Raw genomic sequence first — 20,579 nt, 5'->3', positions numbered from 1 at the left:
AGCATGCTAACCACAAGCGTAAAACCTGTAAAAAATATGACAAAAAAGCAAATACAAATCTTTTTTGAGCGTTTGCGTGAACAAAGACCGCACCCTAAAACTGAATTAAATTATTCCAATCCATTTGAACTTTTGGTTGCAGTTACACTGTCTGCACAAGCCACGGATGTCAGTGTCAATAAAGCCACCGACAAACTCTTTCCTGTGGCCAATACACCCGAAACTATTTTTGCATTAGGCGTTGATGGTTTAAAACAATATATCAAGACGATTGGTTTATATAATGCAAAAGCTGAAAACGTCATTAAAGCCTGCAAAATTTTAATCGAAAAGCACAACAGCATTGTGCCTGACAATCGTGCAGATTTAGAAGCTTTACCTGGTGTAGGACGCAAAACAGCAAATGTCGTACTGAATACCGCATTTGGTCAGCCGACTATGGCCGTCGATACGCATATTTTTCGTGTAGGCAATCGGACAGGCCTTGCCGTAGGAAAAAATGTATTAGAGGTAGAACAACGACTGGTGAAAGTGATCCCTAAAGAATTTATCCTCGACTCACATCATTGGTTAATTTTACACGGTCGTTATTGCTGTATCGCACGAAAACCCAAATGTAATGAATGCGTGGTCTCGGATGTATGTCAGTGGCCAGATCGTTTTGAATTTGGTGCTTCCAAATTTGTTACTACAAAAACCCTTGAAGATAAAAGTTAAATTTTGTCTTTCTCTTTCTGAGGTTGCTGCAATTTAGGATGCAATTGTCGTTCAGGTTGACTATTTTTCTTTTCTGCGGCTTCTTGTTGCTGAACTTGACGTAAGTACTTAAAACTTTGAACAATTAATGCCAAAATAATAATAATAAACACAACGACCATTACAATTAAGCCAATTTTCAGCAAAGTATTATCCTTTAAATCGTAGATAAATTAAAAGAGCCCTAATATGACGGAGGACTCTTTTAATGTCAAAACATTCATTGCCCTAGAGGGCCTAAGAATTATTTGCTTTGATCTAAAATTGCAAACAACTCTGTTTGAACTTCATCAATTGGACGAAGACCATTCAGCTTGTCATAGGTCGGTGCATTTTCACCAGAGGCTGCGCGTCCTTGATAAAAACCAACCAATTGTTCAGTTTCAGTATGATATGAACCTAAACGCTTACGAATAGTGACTTCCAAATCATCTGGACGTTGAACCAAGTCTTCACCCGTTTCATCATCTTTACCTTCTACTTTTGGTGGATTGTAAACAAGATGATAAATACGACCTGATGCAGGATGCTGACGGCGACCTGAAAGACGTTGTACGATTTCTTCATCAGGTACATCAATCTCAATCACATGATCAATGACAATGCCTTCACTTTCCAAAGCTTCTGCTTGTGGAATCGTACGTGGGAAACCATCAAAAATACAACCGTTTACACAATCAGGTTGAGCAATACGTTCTTTCACAAGACCGATGATGAGTTCATCAGATACAAGACCACCATTATCCATCACGCTTTTAGCTTGGAGACCTAATTCAGTACCTTCACGAATTGCAGCACGGAGCATATCACCGGTTGAAATTTGTGGGACATTGTAGCGCTTACAGATCAACTGAGCCTGTGTACCTTTACCTGCCCCAGGTGGTCCGAGTAATATAATGCGCATAAAAAAACATCCTCATTTTAACAATGTACATGATACTTTGTTCATGCCGAATTGATCTATTCGCCATGCACGCCAGCATCTAATTATAAAAAAGCCACAAACAAATGTATTGTACCCGCTATAAATCCAGTTACGCCACCCAAGACGATTAAAATCCATTCATCTTCCTGAAAAGCAGGACGCAATAAATTTTGAAACTCTCTTGGCGTCAACTCTAAAATACGCTCTTTAAACATTTGATAAATTTTTTGTGCACGGCTCGCATTAAATGCGGGATCGCATACAGGCACCATCGTAATTTCAATCGAACGATCAATCAAGTCAGTCTTCAGTTTTGCGTATTCTTTAGGCCCCAACGAGAGCTGTAAAGAGGTTCTCACCAAAGGAGTTTCCATAATTTGATTAATATGACGTTTTACAATACGACGTGTTTTATTCTTTTTCCCGCCATACATCATTTCGGTCATAATCGATTTTAAGGTAATTAAATCTTCTGTGACTACTCGAGCAAATACATCAGATACTTCATCTTGGCGCTTCATAAATGCACCTTGAATATTGTATGTTCCGATACGAGGAATAACAGGTTTAATCCACGGAAATTTACGATCTTGAGTACGTTCAAAAAACTGTGGATAACGCACATAATGAGGTTCAAGTGGATTGAACACCATCCAGATTGCAATCCAGTTTGTTAGAAAACCCCAAATGGCAGCCCAAAATGGAACCGTCCAATGCCATGGCACGACAAACCAAACAATCATTTGGAAAATACCAAAGAACATACCAATTAATGCACTAATATGCCAAATGAAATTAATTTCTTTTTGTCCCACTTTCAGGAACATATTCACCATTAAACGACGATCGCCTTCCATTTGACGAACCACCATTTCACGCATATCCACCAGTGACTCAACGTTCATGGTCAGTTCAGTCACCAATTCTCTCAATATGCCAGGAAGCTGCTTGTGCGCTTGTGCATAAATACGACGTTTAATCGAATAAGGTAAGTTTTCCCAAAGTACTGCATTACGTTCAAGCATCATTTCATCAATGAGATGTTCAAGTTCGAAACCGACTTGCTCACCGATAATGCCTGCCATATCTTCAGGATCCATTGCATCTAAAAATTCACGCAATGAACCCAACTTAGATAAAGTATTGTCAGTAATGATGCCAGAAATACGACCTGCTTTACGTGGCACAATACCCTGCCAGCCTACAGGTAAAGGGCCTAAATGGAATCCCCAAAAATTAAGTGGATAAAATACCATCTTAAGCGCCATCCAGACATGCGCCCAAGTAACAAAAGCAGTGACTGGAATAATGCTAAGTACTGCCCAGAAATCAGGGCGATTCAAGAAGGTTTGCCACAATTCGTTGACGTACTCAAACATGCATGAAATCCATATTAAATTTGTAATAACAAAGTATTAAATTATAAAAAACTATTCTTACTATAAACCGATACTGAGAGTATATGAAAATTGTAGTCTTGGTTCAGTTTCAGCAACGACATAACCTGATTTTTCAGTTAACTCTTCGCCTGCTCCAATCCCCACACTAAAAGTGCTAATTCTTTCTGAATTTAGTAAAACATAGGATAAATCTACACCACCGCCTAAACGTACTTTATCTTCATTATCCACTTTTTTCGTTTCTACATGTCCAGCATAAACACCAATGTAGTACCCATTTTTATCTTTCCCTGTCAGATGGTAAGGATAACGAAAACCCACCTGAACACCTGGTGTGTAATCATCATCCATAAATACCCCACCCTTGGTATAGGCTATGCCATAAGGGTTAACCCATTCCAGATTTAAATGAAGCATTTTTTGGGTAAATCCCACACCTACATTCCATTCTGAAGCACTTTCCGCAGTCAGCTTAGCCTCTGGTAAATATGGATTTGAAACATCTTGTGCATGTGCTGTAGTTGTTAGCATAAAAAAAGCCAACAAAGAATAAATTTTTTTCATCATTTTCCCTAATTTTATTTTAATACAATCCCTTATTTTCAATTTTGACTTTAGCAGAATTATTAGAATTCTTATATACTGCAGGCTACAATTTTAGTGTCTGTATGGTCAACATCAGCGTACGCTATGCTCATTTGTTTACTTGAACAAATATTCAAAGCAGCGGATATCCATTAGAATAGTTTATCCATTTTCCTTCTCCTGTATCTAAGTCGATCGCGTATGAAACAGCACTTTCCTTTAAAAAATGCTCAACAAGAGAAGCGCATTTATCGTAATCGGATTTTTATTTCAGTTGGGATTGTAATTTTCTTTCTTATCTTGCTGATTGTGCGATATGCCTATTTACAACTCATGCATTATGATGAGTTTTCAACTGCATCTGATCAAAACCGAATTCGTCTGCAACCATTAGCCCCTGCACGAGGCTATATTTACGACCGTAATGGTATTTTACTGGCCGATAATTATCCTGTTTTTTCGGCAACAATGAGCCGTGCAGATGTAGATGATATTGATGACACGCTTGAACGCCTCACCCCACTTCTCAGTTTGACCCAAGAAGATATTGACCGTTTTAAAAGTCGTATTAAAACAGCAAAGAAAACCGAACGGGTTTCAATCAAACTAAATTTGACAGAAACTGATATTGCCCAATTTAGTGAGGTTAAGCATCGTTTTCCTGGGGTTAATATTGATACTCAGATGACTCGATATTATCCACATGGAGAATTATTTGCCCATGTGATTGGCTATGTCGGACGAATTAATGACAAAGAATTAAAATCAATTGATAAAGATTTATATGCTGGCACCAACTTAATTGGAAAAATTGGTGTTGAAAACTCTTACGAACATTTACTGCATGGCATCCCTGGCAATGAATCAGTTGAAGCAGATGCTCATGGGAATGTACTCCGTCATTTAGGACGCAAAGACCCTGTCCGTGGTAATGACTTATATTTATCTATTGATTATGGTTTACAAGTGGTCGCAACTGAACAACTTGCAGGCCGACGTGGCGCAATTGTCGCGCTGAACCCTAAAACTGGTGAAATTTTAGCTTTAGTGTCAAGCCCAAGTTTTAACCCCAATCTTTTTGTAACTGGGATTAGCCATACGGACTACAGTGCCTTGCGTGATAATCTCGATCAACCACTTTATAACCGCGCAGTTCAAGGTGCCTATCCTCCAGGTTCAACCATTAAGCCAATGTTTGGTTTAGGGGGAATTCACTATGGCTATGTCGATTGGAATACCGCGATTTCTGATCCTGGATATTTTACCTTACCTGGTGATAGCCACCGCTTCCGTGACCATAAAAAATCAGGGCATGGCGTGGTCAATATGCATAAAGCGCAAAATGTATCTTGTGATACATATTTTTATGTATTGTCGTACCGTATGGGTATCGAAAAAATGAACACGTGGATGCGTCAATTCGGTTTTGGAGAAAAAACAGGCGTTGATTTACCGAGTGAAAATACGGGTTTATATCCAAATCCTGAATGGAAAATGCGCACGCGCAATAGCAAATGGCTTAAAGGTGAAACCATTTCAGTGAGTATTGGTCAAGGTGCTTTTACCGCTACGCCTTTACAACTTGCCATGGCCACTGCAATTACTGCAAATCAAGGTGCACACATTACACCGCACGTATTACGCGAGACACACGGTTCAAAAGTTTTTACCATGCTGAATGGTTCCGACGGGAAAATTCAATTTAATGGTCAACCTGAAGACTGGATCAAAATGCGTGATGCGATGGTTGATGTCATCCAAACAGGTACAGGTCGTGGCATTCGCACGAATATGTATCAAATTGCAGGTAAAACAGGCACAGCGCAAGTTAAAAGTATTGCGCAAGGTAAGCGTTATAACGAATCTATCTTAACCGAACGTCAACTTGACCACGGACTCTTTGTAGGTTTTGCACCTGCTGAAAATCCAGATATTGCTATCGCAGTCGTCTGGGAAAATGGTCGTCACGGTGGCTCCGCTGCAAAACTGGCACGCCCTATTTTGGACTATTGGATGTTAACACGTAAGAAAAATCCGATTAGGCCAGCAGCACATCAAGTCAGTGGCGGTTTAATGACAGCAGGCATAAAACCGGGTGAATTACCGAGCACAACTCTTCCCAATATCGATGCTGCTACAGCACAGACTACAACTCAAGCTGCTTCACAAGCCACTCCCACCCCAGGCCGCCCAGAATCGGCAGAAAGTGAATAATCTATGAAAAATCAACTTCGTATTATTGGTGGTGAATGGAAACGCCGACAACTTGCCTTCGCAACTGTTGACGGTTTACGCCCTACACCCGATCGTGTGCGTGAAACTTTATTTAACTGGTTGATGTGGGATATTCAAAATTCCAAGGTTCTAGACCTCTGTACAGGTTCAGGCGCGTTAAGTTTTGAAGCTCTTTCTCGCGGTGCAGCACAAGTGGTGATGATTGAGCCGAATCGTATTCAAGCTGAATTTTTAACCAATAATTTACAATTATTAAAAGTGACCAGTCAGCATGCAAAACTAAAAATTGCGACGGCACAACAGGTTTTACCCACACTGAAAGAACACTTTGATGTGGTTTTTTTAGACCCGCCTTATAGTCTAAATTTATGGGAAGAATTGGCTGTACTGGTTGACCCTTCTATCGCATCTAAAGGCTTTATTTATATTGAAGCAGACCGAGATTTAAACCAAATTAAATTGCCTACTTCGTGGCAACAGATAAAAACAACCAAAGCAGGCACAGTGCGGGCAGGACTTTATCAAAAGAATGCGACTTAACTAAACCTCTCAACCATTAAAAAAGGATTCTCTTTAAGAATCCTTTTTTTATTCATTTGTGTTTTATCCTTAAACAAAGGCTGTTCACTATTAATCATAACGATGAGAAGCGTTTGAGCGATTATCCCAGTGCGGACGATGCTGTTTGTTCCAGTCACGATCACCATGTTTTCGATCATTATGCCCATTGCGATCTGAATGACGCGGATGATCATCATAAGGTGCAACAATACAGCCTGTTAATGAAACCGCAAAGATCGCCAATAAAAACATTTTTTTCATGAGAGTCCTTCCTTTTAAACCAATCTAAGTTTAAGCAGTATTGAATAACTTCATGTAGAGCAAAAGGAGAATATGTTTCCCTGTAGTAGATTTATCTCCATTGTTTATTCATGCTCGCATGAATAAACAATGGAGATAAATTTATTAAAGTGAAATTGCAATTCAACCTAATTTTTATCTATTTAATCAAAAAGCGATTCAAAAAACAGCGATTCAATTTTTATATGCTTTTTTAATAGAAAATTTTTTATACAATAACGCACCTTTTTTGACGTCCGCTTAAACATGAAAGTCTTTATATTGCTTGTCAGTATTATTTTTCTGAGTGCGTGTAGCTTAACCCATTTCAATGAAATCAAGCATGCAGAAAAAATGCTTTCACATTTTCAGTGCAATAAAATTGAAAGTGCACAAATGACTCATACTTCAATTACTGCTTACTATGAACAATCCTTAGCGCTAAGTCGTCAAAAAGCTGAATCTTATGTACAAAGCTATAAAGATGGAAATGAGCTATTCGATCTCCCTTTAACTGAAGTGATTGAACAACAATATATAGTCTATCAGGCTGCATGTGAAAATTTGGGCGGGATTGAACCTACACTTGAAGAATAAAGTTTAGTTTTGAAGTGCTATGAATTTTGATAAAAAACTACATCGTGACATTTTTTTAGTATGACCTAAGTAGAAGACAGGAATAAATCCCTGTCTATTTTTCGCTTAAGATCTTAATTAAAGATCTTAATTTTTAGAGTGATAACGGATATCCACACTGAAATTTTCAGGAAATTTAGCATGAATTTGGTCATAAAAAGACATAATTTCAGCCATGTCTTTCTCATAATTCCCAGTAGGATAAACAATTTTTCCTACTCCGGTTTTCTTTTTCTGATAGTCCATATAGGCTAAAGCAATCGGAACACCTGCAGTTATTGCCACATGATAAAATCCAGTTTTCCATTGTTCTTGTTTTGCGCGTGTCGCTTCAGGGGTGACCAACATGACTAACTTTGGATGCTGTTTAAATAAATCAGCCATCAGCTCGACCATACTAGGACGTGCTTCTCCTTCATTTTTAGGTGTCCGATTGATCCCTATCCCACCCATTGCGCGAACAAATGGACCAAATGGTAACTTCATATAACTGTCTTTAATGGTTAAACGCACATGCACCCCTAATGCCTTTAGTGCTAGACGTGCATACAATGCATCCCAATTACTGGTATGCGGTGCTGCAATCATGACACATTGGTCTAAATCAAGTGGCCAATGATTATCAAGCTCCCACCCCATTAAATTTAAACTTTGTTCAGCCAGCTTTTCGAACACAAAAAATACCACGCTTAAATAAACAGCGCAGATATTAGCAATATCTTTTAAAAATGCAAACTAATCTAGATTTTTCACCCTTTACTTGATGATGAGAGATAGTCAGGCAGCACTTTATATCTCTCTAAAATAAGTAAGAATGAGCACATGCAATACAAAGTACAAACATAAGCTCTATTTAATGAATTTACTTTTTTCGGTAGCCTTTAATTTGCAAACAGTATTGAAATAAATAAGGAATATACTGATGAAAAAAATAATGTTGCTGGTTTCTTTTAGCATTCTGGCATTGACCGCTTGTAGCAAACCCAATACGGATACGCAGAACATAAATCAAGCACCTGAACAGACGGCTACTCAAGTTAGTGAGAATACAACAGCTCATTCACAAATCACTCCTACAGGTGACCAAGCAGAACATTCACTTGACTGGGCTGGCGAGTACAAAGGTGTATTCCCTTGCGCCGATTGCGAGGGCATCGAGACAGAACTTGAATTAAAAACAGACAAAACCTACGAATTAACTGAAGAATATTTAGGTAAAGGGACTGGGAATGAATTTAAGGTCAAAGGGACTTTTAGTTTTGACGCCAATCATCCCTCTATGATTAGTCTAGACAAAGCGGGTGAAAATCGTAAATTTTTCATTGGTGAAAATTTTGCTGAAGCACGTGATCGGGATACAGGTGAAGCAAGCAATTCAAAATTAAACTACAAATTGCAAAAACAAATGCCATAATTTTTAAATCATTCTTTCGAGTTTAAGAAAAGCCTGTAATAAGGCTTTTTTTTCGATAGAACCGTTATGATTTGCTACAAATAAACCCTCATTTAATCACTTTATAGTAGCGAATGTGGCGATTCCCGATTATGTTTAGAAAAAACAGCGTCAATTGAATAAGGTGATTATGCAAAAAATAAAGATTACACTGGGTTTTCTTTCTCTCCTGCTGTTAAATAGTTGCGATAAATCTACGACATCCAATCTACAAAAAAACAATAAAGATCATCCTGAACATTTAGAAACACAGATTCAAACTCCTGAATGGGCCGCGCAGTATCAAGCATTTATTCCTTGTGATAAGTGTGAAAAAAGGTGGATGTCATTGCAACTTTACTCTGATATGACTTACACCCTTAAAGAAGTGAGTTTCTTAAAGCAAAAAAACAGCCATAAAACATCTATGGGTACGCTAAGTTTTGACTCTGAAAACGCCAAAATAGTACAATTAACTGAAGCTGAAACACAAAAGATCTATTATTTTTATTTACGCCCTGATGCCATAGAACCTCTTGATAATCACAAGAAATCATTAGATTCTGCTGATCAATATCAACTTACAAAAGTAGAGAATATTGAAGTCAATAATGCACTTAAATATGTGGATATACAGGCAAATTTATATAAGTCAGAAAAATTATTGTTAGATTCAGTCAACTATATAAAATTAAGTTATTTTTTTGAAATAGATAATCATTCAGATAATGTCATCAAATTAAAAGCCAAGGATATTATATTGGTAGATCATAAATACAATGAATATATTGCAAATTTTGAAAATGACCCACTTATCTCTATTCAGCCCAAGACAGCTGATTATCAACTCATCTCATTTTTTTATCCTGAAACCAGTTCACCTGCTTATATTAATATTAAATGATTTAACGTTAAAAATAAAACCCCTGCTTAAAGCAGGGGTTTTTATCAATCTAGTGACGCGTATGAATTACATCATACCGCCCATTCCACCCATACCGCCCATATCAGGCATTGCAGCTTTGTCTTCTGGAATATCTGTAATCATACATTCCGTCGTCAACATTAATGCAGCAACCGATGCAGCATGTTCAAGCGCAGAACGTGTTACTTTAGCTGGATCTAAAATACCCATCTCAAGCATGTCACCATATTCGCCAGTAGCTGCATTATAACCGAAGTTACCTTCGCCATTTTTAACAGCATTAATAACCACTGAAGGCTCATCGCCTGCATTGGCTACGATTTGACGTAGTGGCGCTTCAATTGCACGACGTAAAATATTGATACCCGCATTTTGGTCATCATTAATGCCAACTAGACCATCAAGTGCTTTAGCTGCACGTACTAGCGCAACACCACCACCAGCAACTACACCTTCTTCAACCGCAGCACGTGTTGCATGAAGAGCATCATCTACACGGTCTTTTTTCTCTTTCATTTCAACTTCAGTTGCAGCACCAATTTTAATAACGGCAACACCGCCTGCCAATTTAGCCACACGTTCTTGAAGTTTTTCTTTATCATATTCTGAAGAAGACTCTTCAATTTGTGCACGAATCTGTTGAACACGATCAGAGATTTGAGCAGCGTTACCTGCGCCGTCTACAAGCACTGTATTTTCTTTAGACACAGTCACTTTATGCGCTGTACCCAAATGTTCTAAAGTTGCTTGTTCAAGTGACATGCCAATCTCTTCAGAGATAACAGTACCGCCGGTCAAAATCGCGATATCTTGAAGCATTGCTTTACGACGGTCACCAAAACCAGGTGCTTTTACTGCACATACTTTGATAATACCGCGCATGTTGTTTACAACAAGAGTAGCCAACGCTTCGCCTTCAACATCTTCTGAAATAATGAGAAGCGGTTTACCCGTTTTTGCTACAGCTTCAAGAACTGTAATCAATTCACGAATGTTGCTAATTTTTTTATCAACAAGCAGGATAAACGGATTTTCAAGTTCAGCTGTTAAAGTGTCTTGTTTGTTGGCAAAGTACGGGCTGATATAACCACGGTCAAACTGCATACCTTCAACTACGTCTAAAGAATCTTCAAAGCCTGAACCTTCTTCAACCGTAATTACACCTTCTTTACCTACACGTTCCATAGCTTCTGCAATCAATTTACCTACAGTGGTATCTGAGTTAGCAGAAATTGAACCCACTTGTTCAATCGCTTTGGTATCTGAAGCAGGTTTAGCAGTTGCTTTAATATTTTCAACAACGGCACGAACAGCCAAATCAATACCACGTTTCAAATCCATTGGGTTCATACCCGCAGTTACTGATTTGATACCTTCATTTAAAATGGCTTGAGCAAGGACAGTTGCAGTTGTTGTACCATCACCAGCAATGTCATTGGTTTTTGAAGAAACTTCACGAACCAATTGCGCGCCCATATTTTCAAATTTGTCTGCAAGTGTAATTTCTTTGGCAACTGTTACGCCATCTTTAGTGATATGCGGTGCACCAAAAGAACGATCAATTACAACGTTACGACCTTTAGGGCCTAAAGTCACTTTTACCGCGTCTGCAAGTACGTTTACGCCTGCAATCATTTTACTACGCGCTGAATCACCAAATTTTACGTCTTTAGCTGACATAACTTACTCCAAATATTTTTAATTTTTAACAATCTGATTCAATGAAACTTATCTGATTTTTGCTGAGTTAAGGATTAACCTTCAAGAACAGCTAAAATATCAGACTCTTTCATAATCAATAATTCTTCACCTTGTACTTTTACTGTTGTGCCTGCATAAGTACCAAACAATACTTTGTCACCAACTTTTACGTCTAATGCGCGAACGCCATTATCTGTAATTTGACCATTACCAACTGCAATAACTTCACCTTGAGCTGGTTTTTCAGCAGCAGAACCTGGAAGTAAAATACCACCCGCAGTTTTAGTTTCTTCTTCAACACGACGAATAACTACGCGATCATGCAATGGACGAATATTGCTCATTTGAAACTCCATCAGACTTAAGTCTTTTATAGTGAAATGATGATGAGGTCTTGTATTCCATTCGATCATCATCAAAATAATTTCGATGACACTTTTGTGGGGATGGAAAAAAACGCTTCAAGGGTAAAATGAAAAAATATTTATATTTTTGTACTTTTTTTAATCAATTCCGACTATTTTTAAATTAAATCCTTTATTCAGTGTTTTTTAATGCTTTCCTTCCTCCGCAAAAGCCTATGTATGCGCTCTCACACATCAACTTTAATCAGAGTGAATTGATCAATATAATTGGGCTTACACATTGAGCATGATAATAAAAAACGCTTTATGTTAAAGGATGAATAGGGAGAAATGCTTGATTGATAGACATCGTTTTTTCAATATTTTTTAATCACAAACTCTTGTTGTTGTGGATCAAAATAAAAATGCTGTACTTCCGCATTGGAGTAAATGACATTCAAACTATTCGGCAAGCCATGATGCAACCGATAGGATGTTGCCGTCCCTGCATGAATATCCATTACACGATGATTGGCGCCTAAATTATAAATTTGATTGAGGTCATAGACTGCAGATTGATGTAGATGTCCATGTAACAATCCATTTAAACCATTTTTACTCCAAGAGCTTAAAGCCATACGCCCAAGCATCGGACAATCTTTCACCCCATGCGGATCATCGGGTGGCGTATAAAAAGGTTGATGAGCAACGATCAGCTTTATTTTATCGGAAGGTGCTTGTTTTAATAATTGATCAATCTGCTGAATTTGCTTTAAAGAAATGTGACCCCGAGTGTGGTAACGACGTCGAATACTATTCACCCCAATCAGATAAAAATTTGCTGTTTCTAATGTTTTTTCCATTCTGCCAAAAAACATTTCATAACGCATAAATGGGCTAAAAATACGATTCCAAATATGATACAAAGGAATATCGTGATTCCCTGGAACCACCAAATACGGTAGATTTAAGCTTTCCAAAAATTGTCTACAATCATAAAACTGCTTATAACGTGCGCGTTGCGTCAAATCACCGCTCACTACGACTGCCTCGGGTTGATGTTCCAAGCAAAACTTACGAATAGCCGCCATACAATCCGACTTTTCTGTACCAAAATGCAAGTCAGACAAATGTAAAATCATTAGGCACCATAATTTTTAAAGCATTTTTGCGAACAGAAATGTTCAGAGGGGGTTTCATTTCAACAATTTCACCATCCAGTGCAACCGTCAATTTTTTTCGTTTTGAATGGATGGTAACCGTATCAGCAGAAAAACTATAAACATCCGACGCCTGCTCTAAATTCCCTTTGATCAATTGCCATAACGTTTTAAATAATGTGCGCTTATCACTTTTAGCCACAACCACTCCTGCCACCATGCCTTTTTCAGCACATTCAGCAATCCGTAAATTCATATCTGCAAGTTGCAATTGATTATTGCCAAAAAAAATCAGTGGCGTTTTTACGGGGTATTTCTTGCCATCGATATCAACTTCCAACTTTAATTCTTTACGATCACGAATCAGCACATCCAAAGCAGAAGTATAAGCATTTAAAGGAAAGCGACCAAAATGCTGATTATAAAGTTCACGTTTTTGAATAAATAAAGGGTATAAACCCAAACTGGCATTATTTAAATAAATATGTTGATTAATTTGGGCGATATGCACCGCGTGTGCATGCCCTGTTGCAATGACCTCTGCCGCTTTTAACACATCCAAAGGAATATTTAATAAGCGCGCCACATAATTAAATGTACCAAGTGGCAAAATACCCATCGGAATATTGGTTCCCATGAGTTTGGCCGCCACAGCATTTAAAGTACCATCACCTCCAGCTGCAACCACCACCCCTAAATTTTCATCTTGCTGATGACGTGCAATAATTTTTTTCATTAAATCATCAAAATCACTCGCTTCACCAATTTCATAGGCTTGAATTTCATAGCCATATTCGGTTAAACACGTGATAAGTTGCTCGTAAACCTCATCCTTATTGGTTGCATGAAAGCCGGACTTTTGATTATAAAGTAGCGATAAGGGTTTAAAGGGAGCGGACATGTTTTAAACCTATTTCAAGTAGTTGCTCTAATTTTGTCCAATTTATCAACAATTAAAAGCATTGTTATGTAAAATTCGAATAATATTGATTCATTTAATCAATAATAATTCTCATAAAAAAATTTAATCTAAATACTTGTTTTAAAAAAACATAACCAAAATAAATATTACTCATTAAAATAATAAATATACAAAATAAGCGAGACAAAAACCCATAAATAATTGTTAAATATAAATTAAATTCAGATTAAATAAAAAATCACCTTCAATTGATAATACCGCTTTAGTCTTATTTTTTTCATGATTTTATGCTTTAATACAGCCACTTTTTTTCATACATAAAATCTGAATGGTGTATCCCATCATTTAGATGATTATTTGTACATACAACTGTACACATTTGAGATAGGCCTCACCATGACCCAAGTGAACGCACCAGAATTCGTTCGTCACCCTAAGCTTATTGCCTGGGTTGAAGAAATTGCAAAATTAACGAAACCAGCAAAGATTGAATGGTGTGACGGTAGCGCAGAAGAATATCAACGTTATATCGACTTGATGATCGCTAACGGCACCATGCAAGCGCTTAACCAAGACAAGCACCCTGGTTCTTACTTAGCCAATTCTGATCCTTCTGATGTTGCTCGTGTTGAAGGTCGTACTTATATTTGTTCTGAAAACCAAGAAGACGCAGGCGCAACCAACAACTGGGAAGCACCAGCTGAAATGCGTACTCGCTTAAATGGTTTATTTGAAGGTTCAATGAAAGGACGTACTTTATACGTTGTGCCTTTCTCTATGGGTCCTTTAGGTTCACATATTGCCCACATTGGTATCGAATTGACTGACTCTCCTTATGTGGCTGTCAGCATGTCGAAAATGGCTCGTATGGGTAAAGCTGTTTATGATGTTTTAGGTACAGATGGCGAGTTTATTCCATGTGTACACACTGTGGGCGCTCCGCTTGAAGCTGATCAAAAAGACGTTGCATGGCCTTGCAATCCTGAAAAATATATCGTGCATTATCCAGAAACCCGTGAAATCTGGTCTTATGGTTCAGGTTACGGCGGCAATGCATTATTAGGTAAAAAATGTCTAGCTTTACGTATTGCATCGGCTATGGGTCGTCAACAAGGCTGGTTAGCTGAACATATGTTGATCCTTGGCGTGACCAATCCACAAGGTGAAAAACATTATATCGCAGCTGCATTCCCTTCTGCGTGTGGTAAAACCAACTTTGCAATGCTCATTCCACCAGCAGGCTATGAAGGCTGGAAAATCGAAACTGTCGGTGACGATATTGCTTGGATTAAACCAGGTGAAGATGGTCGTTTATACGCGATTAACCCTGAAGCAGGTTTCTTCGGTGTTGCACCAGGCACAAACACCAAGACCAATCCAAACTGCATGGCAACTTTAAATAAAGATGTCATTTACACCAACGTTGCTGTAACTGATAACGGTGAAGTATGGTGGGAAGGTTTGACCAAAGAAGCACCAGCTAACCTAACCAACTGGAAAGGTCAGCCACATGTAGCGGGTGAAAAAGCGGCGCATCCAAATGCGCGCTTCACAGTAGCTGCGGGTCAATGTCCATCTATTGATGCTGACTGGGAAAATCCAGCAGGTGTACCAATTTCTGCCTTCATTTTCGGTGGTCGTCGTGCAGATACAGTACCTTTAGTGTCTGAAGCATTTGACTGGGTAGATGGCGTTTATAAAGCAGCAACAATGGGTTCTGAAACGACTGCTGCTGCTGTTGGTCAACAAGGTATTGTACGTCGTGATCCGTTTGCGATGCTTCCATTTGCTGGCTATAACATGGCAGATTATTTTAGCCATTGGTTAGAGCTTGGTGAACAAGTTGGTGCAAAAGCTGAAGCTGCTGGCAACAAACTTCCTAAAATTTTCAATGTAAACTGGTTCCGTCGTGATGCTGAAGGTAACTTCGTATGGCCTGGTTTTGGTCAAAACATGCGTGTTCTTGAGTGGATGATTGATCGTTGTGAAGGCCGTGCTGATGCCGTTGAAACGCCAATTGGTTTAGTTCCAACTTACGAACAATTGAACTGGTCAGGTATCGATTTTTCTAAAGAGCAATTCAATACTGTGACAGCGCAAGACAAAGAACAGTGGATTAAAGAACTGGAAAGCCACACTGAATTGTTTAGCAAACTTGGTGAACGCTTGCCTGCTGCACTTAAAACTCGTCAAAATGAACTTTTAGAAGCAGTTAAAACTTCTGTTTAATTACTGATGAATACCATAAAAAGGCCGCTTATTTGCGGCCTTTTTATTTTTAGATGATTTAAGATTAACGATTGATCTGAGTATTAAGCTGCAATTTCTTGCGATCGACGCTTATGACTCTCGACTAAATACTCATCCAACCCTTCAACTTGATCTGGCTCAAATTCCAAATAAAGTTTGGTGCGACGCTTTAAAATATCTTCACTCAGTACAGCCCATTCTTGATCAATCAAATAATCAACTTCTTTGGCAAATAAACCATGCCCAAAATTCTGACCCAACTCAGTTACAGAATCAATCGCTCCCACGATCTGCCAAATACGTGAGCCATAAGCAGACGCCCAACGACTTGTTAAGGCATCAGGTGCATCTGTAATCTGTTGCTGAATTTTTTCTGCTAACTCCTCTACCGTTCCCATCTGCTCGCCCCCTGGTAAAGAATGATGAGCCGTCCACTTCCCCTGCATGTGTGGGAAAAAAGGTTTTAATTGTAGAAGTGCAGATTCAGCCAACTTACGATAAGTTGTCAGTTTTCCACCAAATACAGATAAAAGTGGTGCTTCTCCCTTTTGTACTTTCGACAAGGCCAAAGTATAGTCACGGGTAATGGCAGAAGGGTTATCTGACTCATCATCACATAAAGGTCTCACGCCTGCAAAAGTACTGATAATCTCTTGAGGCTTGAGCTGTTTCTTAAAATGCGCATTACTTACACTGAGCAAATAATCAATCTCCTCAGGACTAATTTGAACTAAAGCGGGATCACCTGAATATTCACGATCCGTTGTTCCAATCATGGTGAATTTATCTAAATAAGGAATTGCAAAAATGATACGACGATCATCATTTTGCATGATAAAGGCTTTATCTCCATCAAACAGTTTAGGCACAATAATGTGACTGCCTTGAATTAATCGAATACCATAAGGCGATTTCAAATGTAAGTCTTCATGGATGAATTTTGCGACCCAAGGCCCTGCTGCATTGACCAAAGCTTTGGCTTTAATCTGATATTTGCCCTGTTGTTTGCTTTCCAAATGGACTACCCACAGTTCATTTTCACGATGTGCTGAAATACAACGGGTACGCGTTACAACATTTGCGCCTTTTTCACGTGCTTGTACCGCATTTAAAACCACCAAACGCGCATCATCCACTGCACAATCTGAATATTCAAAGCCTTGCGTAATCGCTGCATTTAACGGGCTATCTGCTTTAAAATATACGTTGTTTGACCCCAGTAATTTTTTACGCTTACCCAAATGGTCATAAAAAAATAAACCTGTACGAATCAACCATGCAGGACGTAAATGTGGACGATGCGGCATAATAAAACGCATAGGTCGAATCACATGCGGTGCTTTTTCTAATAAAACTTCACGCTCAGCAAGCGCTTCACGCACCAAACGAAATTCTTTATGTTCCAAATAGCGTAAACCACCATGAATCAGTTTACTACTGGCAGATGAAGTATGACTGGCTAAGTCATCTTGTTCGCATAAAAAAACCGATAAGCCACGACCTGCTGCATCTACAGCAATGCCCACCCCATTAATTCCACCACCAATAATTGCGAGGTCATAAATTTTTTCATTTACGTGCGTAGATGTGTTCATATTAGACCCCTATATTTTCATTATTTTTCAATTATGAAAATTTAAACATTATTTTTAAAATAAAACAATAAGAAACACGATAATTTGGATTAAAAACGAATGTTTTTTTGATCATTAAAATTCTATTATATTCGAAATTGAATATTTACGATTCAGCAATACTTAATATTACACCTGATTCTTGAATGATTTTATTATATTTTGCTTCAGGCATACAGTCTGTGAATAGTCGATCGACTTCACTTAAAACACCTAAACGGTTCATGGCATTACGTCCAAATTTACTATGATCCGCAGCCAGAAAAACATGCCGAGCACCCAAAATAATTTGTTGTGAAACACAAACTTCCTGAAAATCGAAGTCTAGTAATGTTCCGTCTTCATCAATTCCACTGATGCCAACCAACGCATAATCAACTTTAAATTGTTTGAAAAATTCCGCTGTTGCTTGTCCAATCACCCCCCCATCTGGGCGAACTTGACCACTGGCGATGAGCACTTCAAAATCTGCTTTGGCACTCAAGATTTTAGCCACGTTCAAATTATTGGTAATGACTTTTAAGCCTTGATGATTTAAGAGTGCATGAGCAATTGCTTCAGTCGTGGTGCCAATATTAATAAACAAAGATGCATGATCAGGGACTGCTGCAGCCACAGCTTCAGCAATTCGATGCTTTTCTTCTGATTGTTGACCAGCACGCATGATGTAAGTGGTATTTTCTACACTTGAATCAGAAGATGCCGCTCCACCATGGTAACGCTTCAATAGTCCAGCATCTGCAAGCTGATTAATATCACGACGTATCGTTTGTGGCGTGACATCAAAATGCTGTGCAAGCTCATCAATGCTGATATAACCACGTTCTCGAACCAAATCGAGTGTTTGCTGTTGACGAAGCATCAAACTCACTGCGTTATCCTTATTTGATTAAAAAGACATGAGGCTCTGTTAATATTTTGGCTATACAAGAGCTTATCGGTGAAAATGCCTTAGATAAAACATGAATCCAGATCATCTTGACCTTGTGATCAAGTTTTATCACACCTCATAGAGGGAAATCTTAGCCAAACCTAAGCAATAAAAATACTGTATCACTTTCATAAATACGTCTTGGAAAACTACAAAGACGACCATCCTAAACATAGGTAAAAGATCAATAGGCTTTAAATTAGATGATAAAAATTAATCTTCTGCCCAGTTTCTTGTTCGGCCGACTGCTTTTAACCACCCCTTATACATTTTTTCAGTCGTGTCTAGACAGTATTGAGGTTTAAAAACGCGTTCAATTGCCGTTTTCTTTTTAATTTCTTGTAAGTCTGACCAAAAACCAGTCGCTAAACCCGCTAGAAATGCTGCTCCTAAAGCGGTTGTTTCTTTCATCTCCAAACGCTCTACAGATGTTCCTAAAATATCAGCCTGAAATTGCATTAAGAAATTATTGCCTGTTGCACCACCATCTACACGTAAGGTTTTCAGTTTTTCACAGGCGTCCTGCTGCATAGCATCCAGTACATCTCGAGTTTGATAAGCAATCGACTCTAATGTTGCCCGAATAATATGTTCCATGCTGACACCACGGGTAATTCCCAAAATAGCTCCCCGCGCAGTCGGATCCCAATAAGGTGCCCCAAGTCCAGTAAAGGCAGGTACAACATATACCCCATTACTGTCTTTAACTTTGTTGGCATAGTATTCAGAATCATGTGAATCATTAATCACTCTTAATTCATCGCGTAGCCATTGAACACATGAACCACCATTAAAAACAGCTCCTTCAAGCGCATAATTAACCTCTCCTTTTGCACCACAGGCGATCGTGGTTAAAAGCCCATGTTTGGAATGGATAATTTTCTTGCCTGTATTCATCAGCAAAAAACATCCAGTCCCATAAGTGTTTTTGGCTTGCCCAGCTTCCACACACATCTGTCCAAACAAGGCAGCTTGTTGATCACCAGCAATACCTGCAATAGGAATACCTACTTCTTGACCACTCACACTTTGGGTATAACCATAAACTTCAGAAGAGCTTCTCACTTCAGGCAAAATTTCACGTGGAATATCCAACAGGTTTAACAGCTTTTCATCCCAGTCTAATTTTTGAATATCAAAGAGCATGGTTCTAGATGCATTGGTATAATCTGTGACATGTACTTGCCCATTGGTTAATTTCCAAATGAGCCAAGTATCAATAGTTCCAAATAACAACTCGCCTTTTTTCGCACGCTCACGACTGCCTTCCACATGATCGAGAATCCATTTAATTTTTGTTCCCGAAAAATATGGATCAATGACCAGTCCAGTGACTTCACGAATATAGTCTTGCCAGCCATCCCGCTGTAAATGGCTACAAATGTCAGTACTTTGTCGACTTTGCCAAACAATTGCATTGTAAATTGGCTTGCCCGTTTTTTTGTCCCAGATTACCGTCGTTTCACGTTGATTGGTGATACCAATAGCAGCCACTTGATGACTTTGAATACTGGCTTGAGCCAAGGCTTCTACCCACACTGCACTTTGTGTGGCCCATATTTCCATAGGATCATGCTCGACCCAGCCAGGTTGCGGATAAATTTGCGTAAATTCACGCTGAGCCATGCTAATTACATTTGCATCATGATCTAAAACAATTGCACGTGAACTTGTAGTCCCTTGATCAAAAGCTACAATATATTTTTTTTGAAGATTTAACATTTTGACCCTATCCCAGCTTACCCATCTCGACTCATTTTATATTTTTATGTACTTGAAGATAAAAATACGCAAAAACAGCCCGATAATAAAACGTCCTTTTCTTTTATATAATCGATGCCTAATGACGCCACCACATAACCAACTCAATCAATAAAGAGTTTAGGCCGTATTGTGTAACAAA

The 20,579-nt window shown here is 38.6% G+C and carries 20 protein-coding genes; 7 read left to right on the top strand and 13 right to left on the bottom strand.

Annotated elements, in window-relative coordinates:
• The first annotated feature begins 3 nt into the window (after positions 1-3).
• Positions 4-717: an endonuclease III gene (gene nth / locus GA0116959_RS01555; RefSeq protein WP_092717640.1), complete on the top strand. Its 714-nt coding sequence runs from the start codon at positions 4-6 to the stop codon at positions 715-717.
• Here nth and GA0116959_RS01550 read toward each other — a convergent pair.
• The 4 genes from GA0116959_RS01550 to GA0116959_RS01535 all read right to left on the bottom strand — a co-directional run bounded on the left by GA0116959_RS01550 (position 714) and on the right by GA0116959_RS01535 (position 3,645).
• Positions 714-902 (bottom strand): hypothetical protein, encoded by a 189-nt coding sequence (locus GA0116959_RS01550; RefSeq protein ID WP_053579872.1) that lies wholly within the window; start codon positions 900-902, stop codon positions 714-716. The two genes, nth and GA0116959_RS01550, sit on opposite strands and share 4 nt — an antisense overlap.
• 98 nt (positions 903-1,000) lie before the next feature.
• A complete protein-coding gene (gene adk / locus GA0116959_RS01545; RefSeq protein WP_053579871.1) occupies positions 1,001-1,660 on the bottom strand; it encodes an adenylate kinase in 660 nt (219 codons plus the stop codon).
• Positions 1,661-1,743: 83 nt separating this feature from the next.
• Positions 1,744-3,060 (bottom strand): DUF445 domain-containing protein, encoded by a 1,317-nt coding sequence (locus tag GA0116959_RS01540; RefSeq protein ID WP_092717637.1) that lies wholly within the window; start codon positions 3,058-3,060, stop codon positions 1,744-1,746.
• A 60-nt stretch (positions 3,061-3,120) separates the two neighbouring features.
• The gene (locus GA0116959_RS01535) at positions 3,121-3,645 is read right to left on the bottom strand and encodes a hypothetical protein (protein ID WP_053579869.1); all 525 of its coding nucleotides are present in this window, start codon (positions 3,643-3,645) and stop codon (positions 3,121-3,123) included.
• Between the two features lie 222 nt (positions 3,646-3,867).
• On the opposite strand from GA0116959_RS01535, the gene mrdA reads away from it, so the two are divergent.
• Both mrdA and rsmD read left to right on the top strand, forming a co-directional pair.
• Positions 3,868-5,880 carry a penicillin-binding protein 2 gene (mrdA, locus tag GA0116959_RS01530; RefSeq protein WP_092717634.1) on the top strand — a complete coding sequence of 671 codons (2,013 nt, stop codon included), beginning with the start codon at positions 3,868-3,870 and terminating at the stop codon, positions 5,878-5,880.
• 3 nt (positions 5,881-5,883) lie between these two features.
• Positions 5,884-6,441, top strand: a complete 558-nt coding sequence (rsmD, locus tag GA0116959_RS01525; RefSeq protein WP_092717632.1) for a 16S rRNA (guanine(966)-N(2))-methyltransferase RsmD — start codon at positions 5,884-5,886, stop codon at positions 6,439-6,441.
• A gap of 90 nt (positions 6,442-6,531) precedes the next feature.
• Here the strand turns inward: rsmD and GA0116959_RS01520 are convergent, their stop codons facing one another.
• A complete protein-coding gene (locus GA0116959_RS01520; RefSeq protein ID WP_092717629.1) occupies positions 6,532-6,723 on the bottom strand; it encodes a membrane lipoprotein lipid attachment site-containing protein in 192 nt (63 codons plus the stop codon).
• A 285-nt stretch (positions 6,724-7,008) separates the two neighbouring features.
• On the opposite strand from GA0116959_RS01520, the gene GA0116959_RS01515 reads away from it, so the two are divergent.
• Positions 7,009-7,338, top strand: a complete 330-nt coding sequence (locus GA0116959_RS01515) for a hypothetical protein (protein WP_092717627.1) — start codon at positions 7,009-7,011, stop codon at positions 7,336-7,338.
• Between the two features lie 126 nt (positions 7,339-7,464).
• Here the strand turns inward: GA0116959_RS01515 and GA0116959_RS01510 are convergent, their stop codons facing one another.
• A complete protein-coding gene (locus GA0116959_RS01510) occupies positions 7,465-8,016 on the bottom strand; it encodes a 1-acyl-sn-glycerol-3-phosphate acyltransferase (protein ID WP_081405786.1) in 552 nt (183 codons plus the stop codon).
• A 283-nt stretch (positions 8,017-8,299) separates the two neighbouring features.
• Between GA0116959_RS01510 and GA0116959_RS01505 the strand changes: the two genes are divergently transcribed.
• Together GA0116959_RS01505 and GA0116959_RS01500 are read left to right on the top strand one after the other, a co-directional pair.
• Positions 8,300-8,791 carry a copper resistance protein NlpE gene (locus GA0116959_RS01505; protein WP_092717624.1) on the top strand — a complete coding sequence of 164 codons (492 nt, stop codon included), beginning with the start codon at positions 8,300-8,302 and terminating at the stop codon, positions 8,789-8,791.
• A gap of 169 nt (positions 8,792-8,960) precedes the next feature.
• Positions 8,961-9,713: a copper resistance protein NlpE N-terminal domain-containing protein gene (locus GA0116959_RS01500; protein WP_092717622.1), complete on the top strand. Its 753-nt coding sequence runs from the start codon at positions 8,961-8,963 to the stop codon at positions 9,711-9,713.
• 66 nt (positions 9,714-9,779) lie between these two features.
• Here the strand turns inward: GA0116959_RS01500 and groL are convergent, their stop codons facing one another.
• From groL to GA0116959_RS01480, 4 genes are all read right to left on the bottom strand, one after another.
• Complete coding sequence (gene groL, locus GA0116959_RS01495) at positions 9,780-11,414, bottom strand: chaperonin GroEL (protein ID WP_053579861.1); 1,635 nt, start codon at positions 11,412-11,414, stop codon at positions 9,780-9,782.
• A 74-nt stretch (positions 11,415-11,488) separates the two neighbouring features.
• Entirely contained in the window at positions 11,489-11,779 is a 291-nt protein-coding gene (locus GA0116959_RS01490; RefSeq protein WP_053579860.1) for a co-chaperone GroES, read from the bottom strand.
• Between the two features lie 377 nt (positions 11,780-12,156).
• Positions 12,157-12,921, bottom strand: a complete 765-nt coding sequence (locus GA0116959_RS01485) for a metallophosphoesterase family protein (protein ID WP_092717620.1) — start codon at positions 12,919-12,921, stop codon at positions 12,157-12,159.
• Positions 12,902-13,840, bottom strand: a complete 939-nt coding sequence (locus tag GA0116959_RS01480) for a diacylglycerol/lipid kinase family protein (RefSeq protein ID WP_092717618.1) — start codon at positions 13,838-13,840, stop codon at positions 12,902-12,904. Before GA0116959_RS01480 ends, GA0116959_RS01485 begins: the two co-directional genes overlap by 20 nt.
• Before the next feature lie 417 nt (positions 13,841-14,257).
• Here GA0116959_RS01480 and GA0116959_RS01475 point away from each other — a divergent pair, with 417 nt between their 5' ends.
• Positions 14,258-16,090, top strand: a complete 1,833-nt coding sequence (locus GA0116959_RS01475; RefSeq protein ID WP_092717616.1) for a phosphoenolpyruvate carboxykinase (GTP) — start codon at positions 14,258-14,260, stop codon at positions 16,088-16,090.
• 83 nt (positions 16,091-16,173) lie between these two features.
• Here GA0116959_RS01475 and glpD read toward each other — a convergent pair whose 3' ends face one another.
• The 3 genes from glpD to glpK form a co-directional block, all read right to left on the bottom strand.
• Complete coding sequence (glpD, locus tag GA0116959_RS01470; protein ID WP_092717614.1) at positions 16,174-17,706, bottom strand: glycerol-3-phosphate dehydrogenase; 1,533 nt, start codon at positions 17,704-17,706, stop codon at positions 16,174-16,176.
• A 145-nt stretch (positions 17,707-17,851) separates the two neighbouring features.
• Entirely contained in the window at positions 17,852-18,616 is a 765-nt protein-coding gene (locus GA0116959_RS01465; protein ID WP_092717612.1) for a DeoR/GlpR family DNA-binding transcription regulator, read from the bottom strand.
• A 273-nt stretch (positions 18,617-18,889) separates the two neighbouring features.
• Positions 18,890-20,398, bottom strand: a complete 1,509-nt coding sequence (glpK, locus tag GA0116959_RS01460) for a glycerol kinase GlpK (protein WP_092717609.1) — start codon at positions 20,396-20,398, stop codon at positions 18,890-18,892.
• Between the last annotated feature and the right edge of the window lie 181 nt (positions 20,399-20,579).

It is taken from the genome of Acinetobacter albensis (assembly GCF_900095025.1).
In the GTDB taxonomy this organism is placed as follows: domain Bacteria; phylum Pseudomonadota; class Gammaproteobacteria; order Pseudomonadales; family Moraxellaceae; genus Acinetobacter; species Acinetobacter albensis.
Note: the sequence above shows the minus strand (reverse complement) of the source record. Positions and strands in the feature narration are given on the sequence as shown.

Coding starts and splice junctions, on each gene's coding strand:
- GA0116959_RS01500 (WP_092717622.1), top strand. CDS start 8,961: ATGCAAAAAATAAAGATTACACTGGGTTTTCTTTCTCTCCTGCTGTTA.
- GA0116959_RS01490 (WP_053579860.1), bottom strand. CDS start 11,779: ATGAGCAATATTCGTCCATTGCATGATCGCGTAGTTATTCGTCGTGTT.
- nth (WP_092717640.1), top strand. CDS start 4: ATGCTAACCACAAGCGTAAAACCTGTAAAAAATATGACAAAAAAGCAA.
- GA0116959_RS01480 (WP_092717618.1), bottom strand. CDS start 13,840: ATGTCCGCTCCCTTTAAACCCTTATCGCTACTTTATAATCAAAAGTCC.
- groL (WP_053579861.1), bottom strand. CDS start 11,414: ATGTCAGCTAAAGACGTAAAATTTGGTGATTCAGCGCGTAGTAAAATG.
- glpD (WP_092717614.1), bottom strand. CDS start 17,706: ATGAACACATCTACGCACGTAAATGAAAAAATTTATGACCTCGCAATT.
- rsmD (WP_092717632.1), top strand. CDS start 5,884: ATGAAAAATCAACTTCGTATTATTGGTGGTGAATGGAAACGCCGACAA.
- GA0116959_RS01505 (WP_092717624.1), top strand. CDS start 8,300: ATGAAAAAAATAATGTTGCTGGTTTCTTTTAGCATTCTGGCATTGACC.
- GA0116959_RS01475 (WP_092717616.1), top strand. CDS start 14,258: ATGACCCAAGTGAACGCACCAGAATTCGTTCGTCACCCTAAGCTTATT.
- GA0116959_RS01510 (WP_081405786.1), bottom strand. CDS start 8,016: ATGGGGTGGGAGCTTGATAATCATTGGCCACTTGATTTAGACCAATGT.
- GA0116959_RS01515 (WP_092717627.1), top strand. CDS start 7,009: ATGAAAGTCTTTATATTGCTTGTCAGTATTATTTTTCTGAGTGCGTGT.
- GA0116959_RS01540 (WP_092717637.1), bottom strand. CDS start 3,060: ATGTTTGAGTACGTCAACGAATTGTGGCAAACCTTCTTGAATCGCCCT.
- adk (WP_053579871.1), bottom strand. CDS start 1,660: ATGCGCATTATATTACTCGGACCACCTGGGGCAGGTAAAGGTACACAG.
- GA0116959_RS01535 (WP_053579869.1), bottom strand. CDS start 3,645: ATGAAAAAAATTTATTCTTTGTTGGCTTTTTTTATGCTAACAACTACA.
- GA0116959_RS01485 (WP_092717620.1), bottom strand. CDS start 12,921: ATGATTTTACATTTGTCTGACTTGCATTTTGGTACAGAAAAGTCGGAT.
- mrdA (WP_092717634.1), top strand. CDS start 3,868: ATGAAACAGCACTTTCCTTTAAAAAATGCTCAACAAGAGAAGCGCATT.
- GA0116959_RS01520 (WP_092717629.1), bottom strand. CDS start 6,723: ATGAAAAAAATGTTTTTATTGGCGATCTTTGCGGTTTCATTAACAGGC.
- glpK (WP_092717609.1), bottom strand. CDS start 20,398: ATGTTAAATCTTCAAAAAAAATATATTGTAGCTTTTGATCAAGGGACT.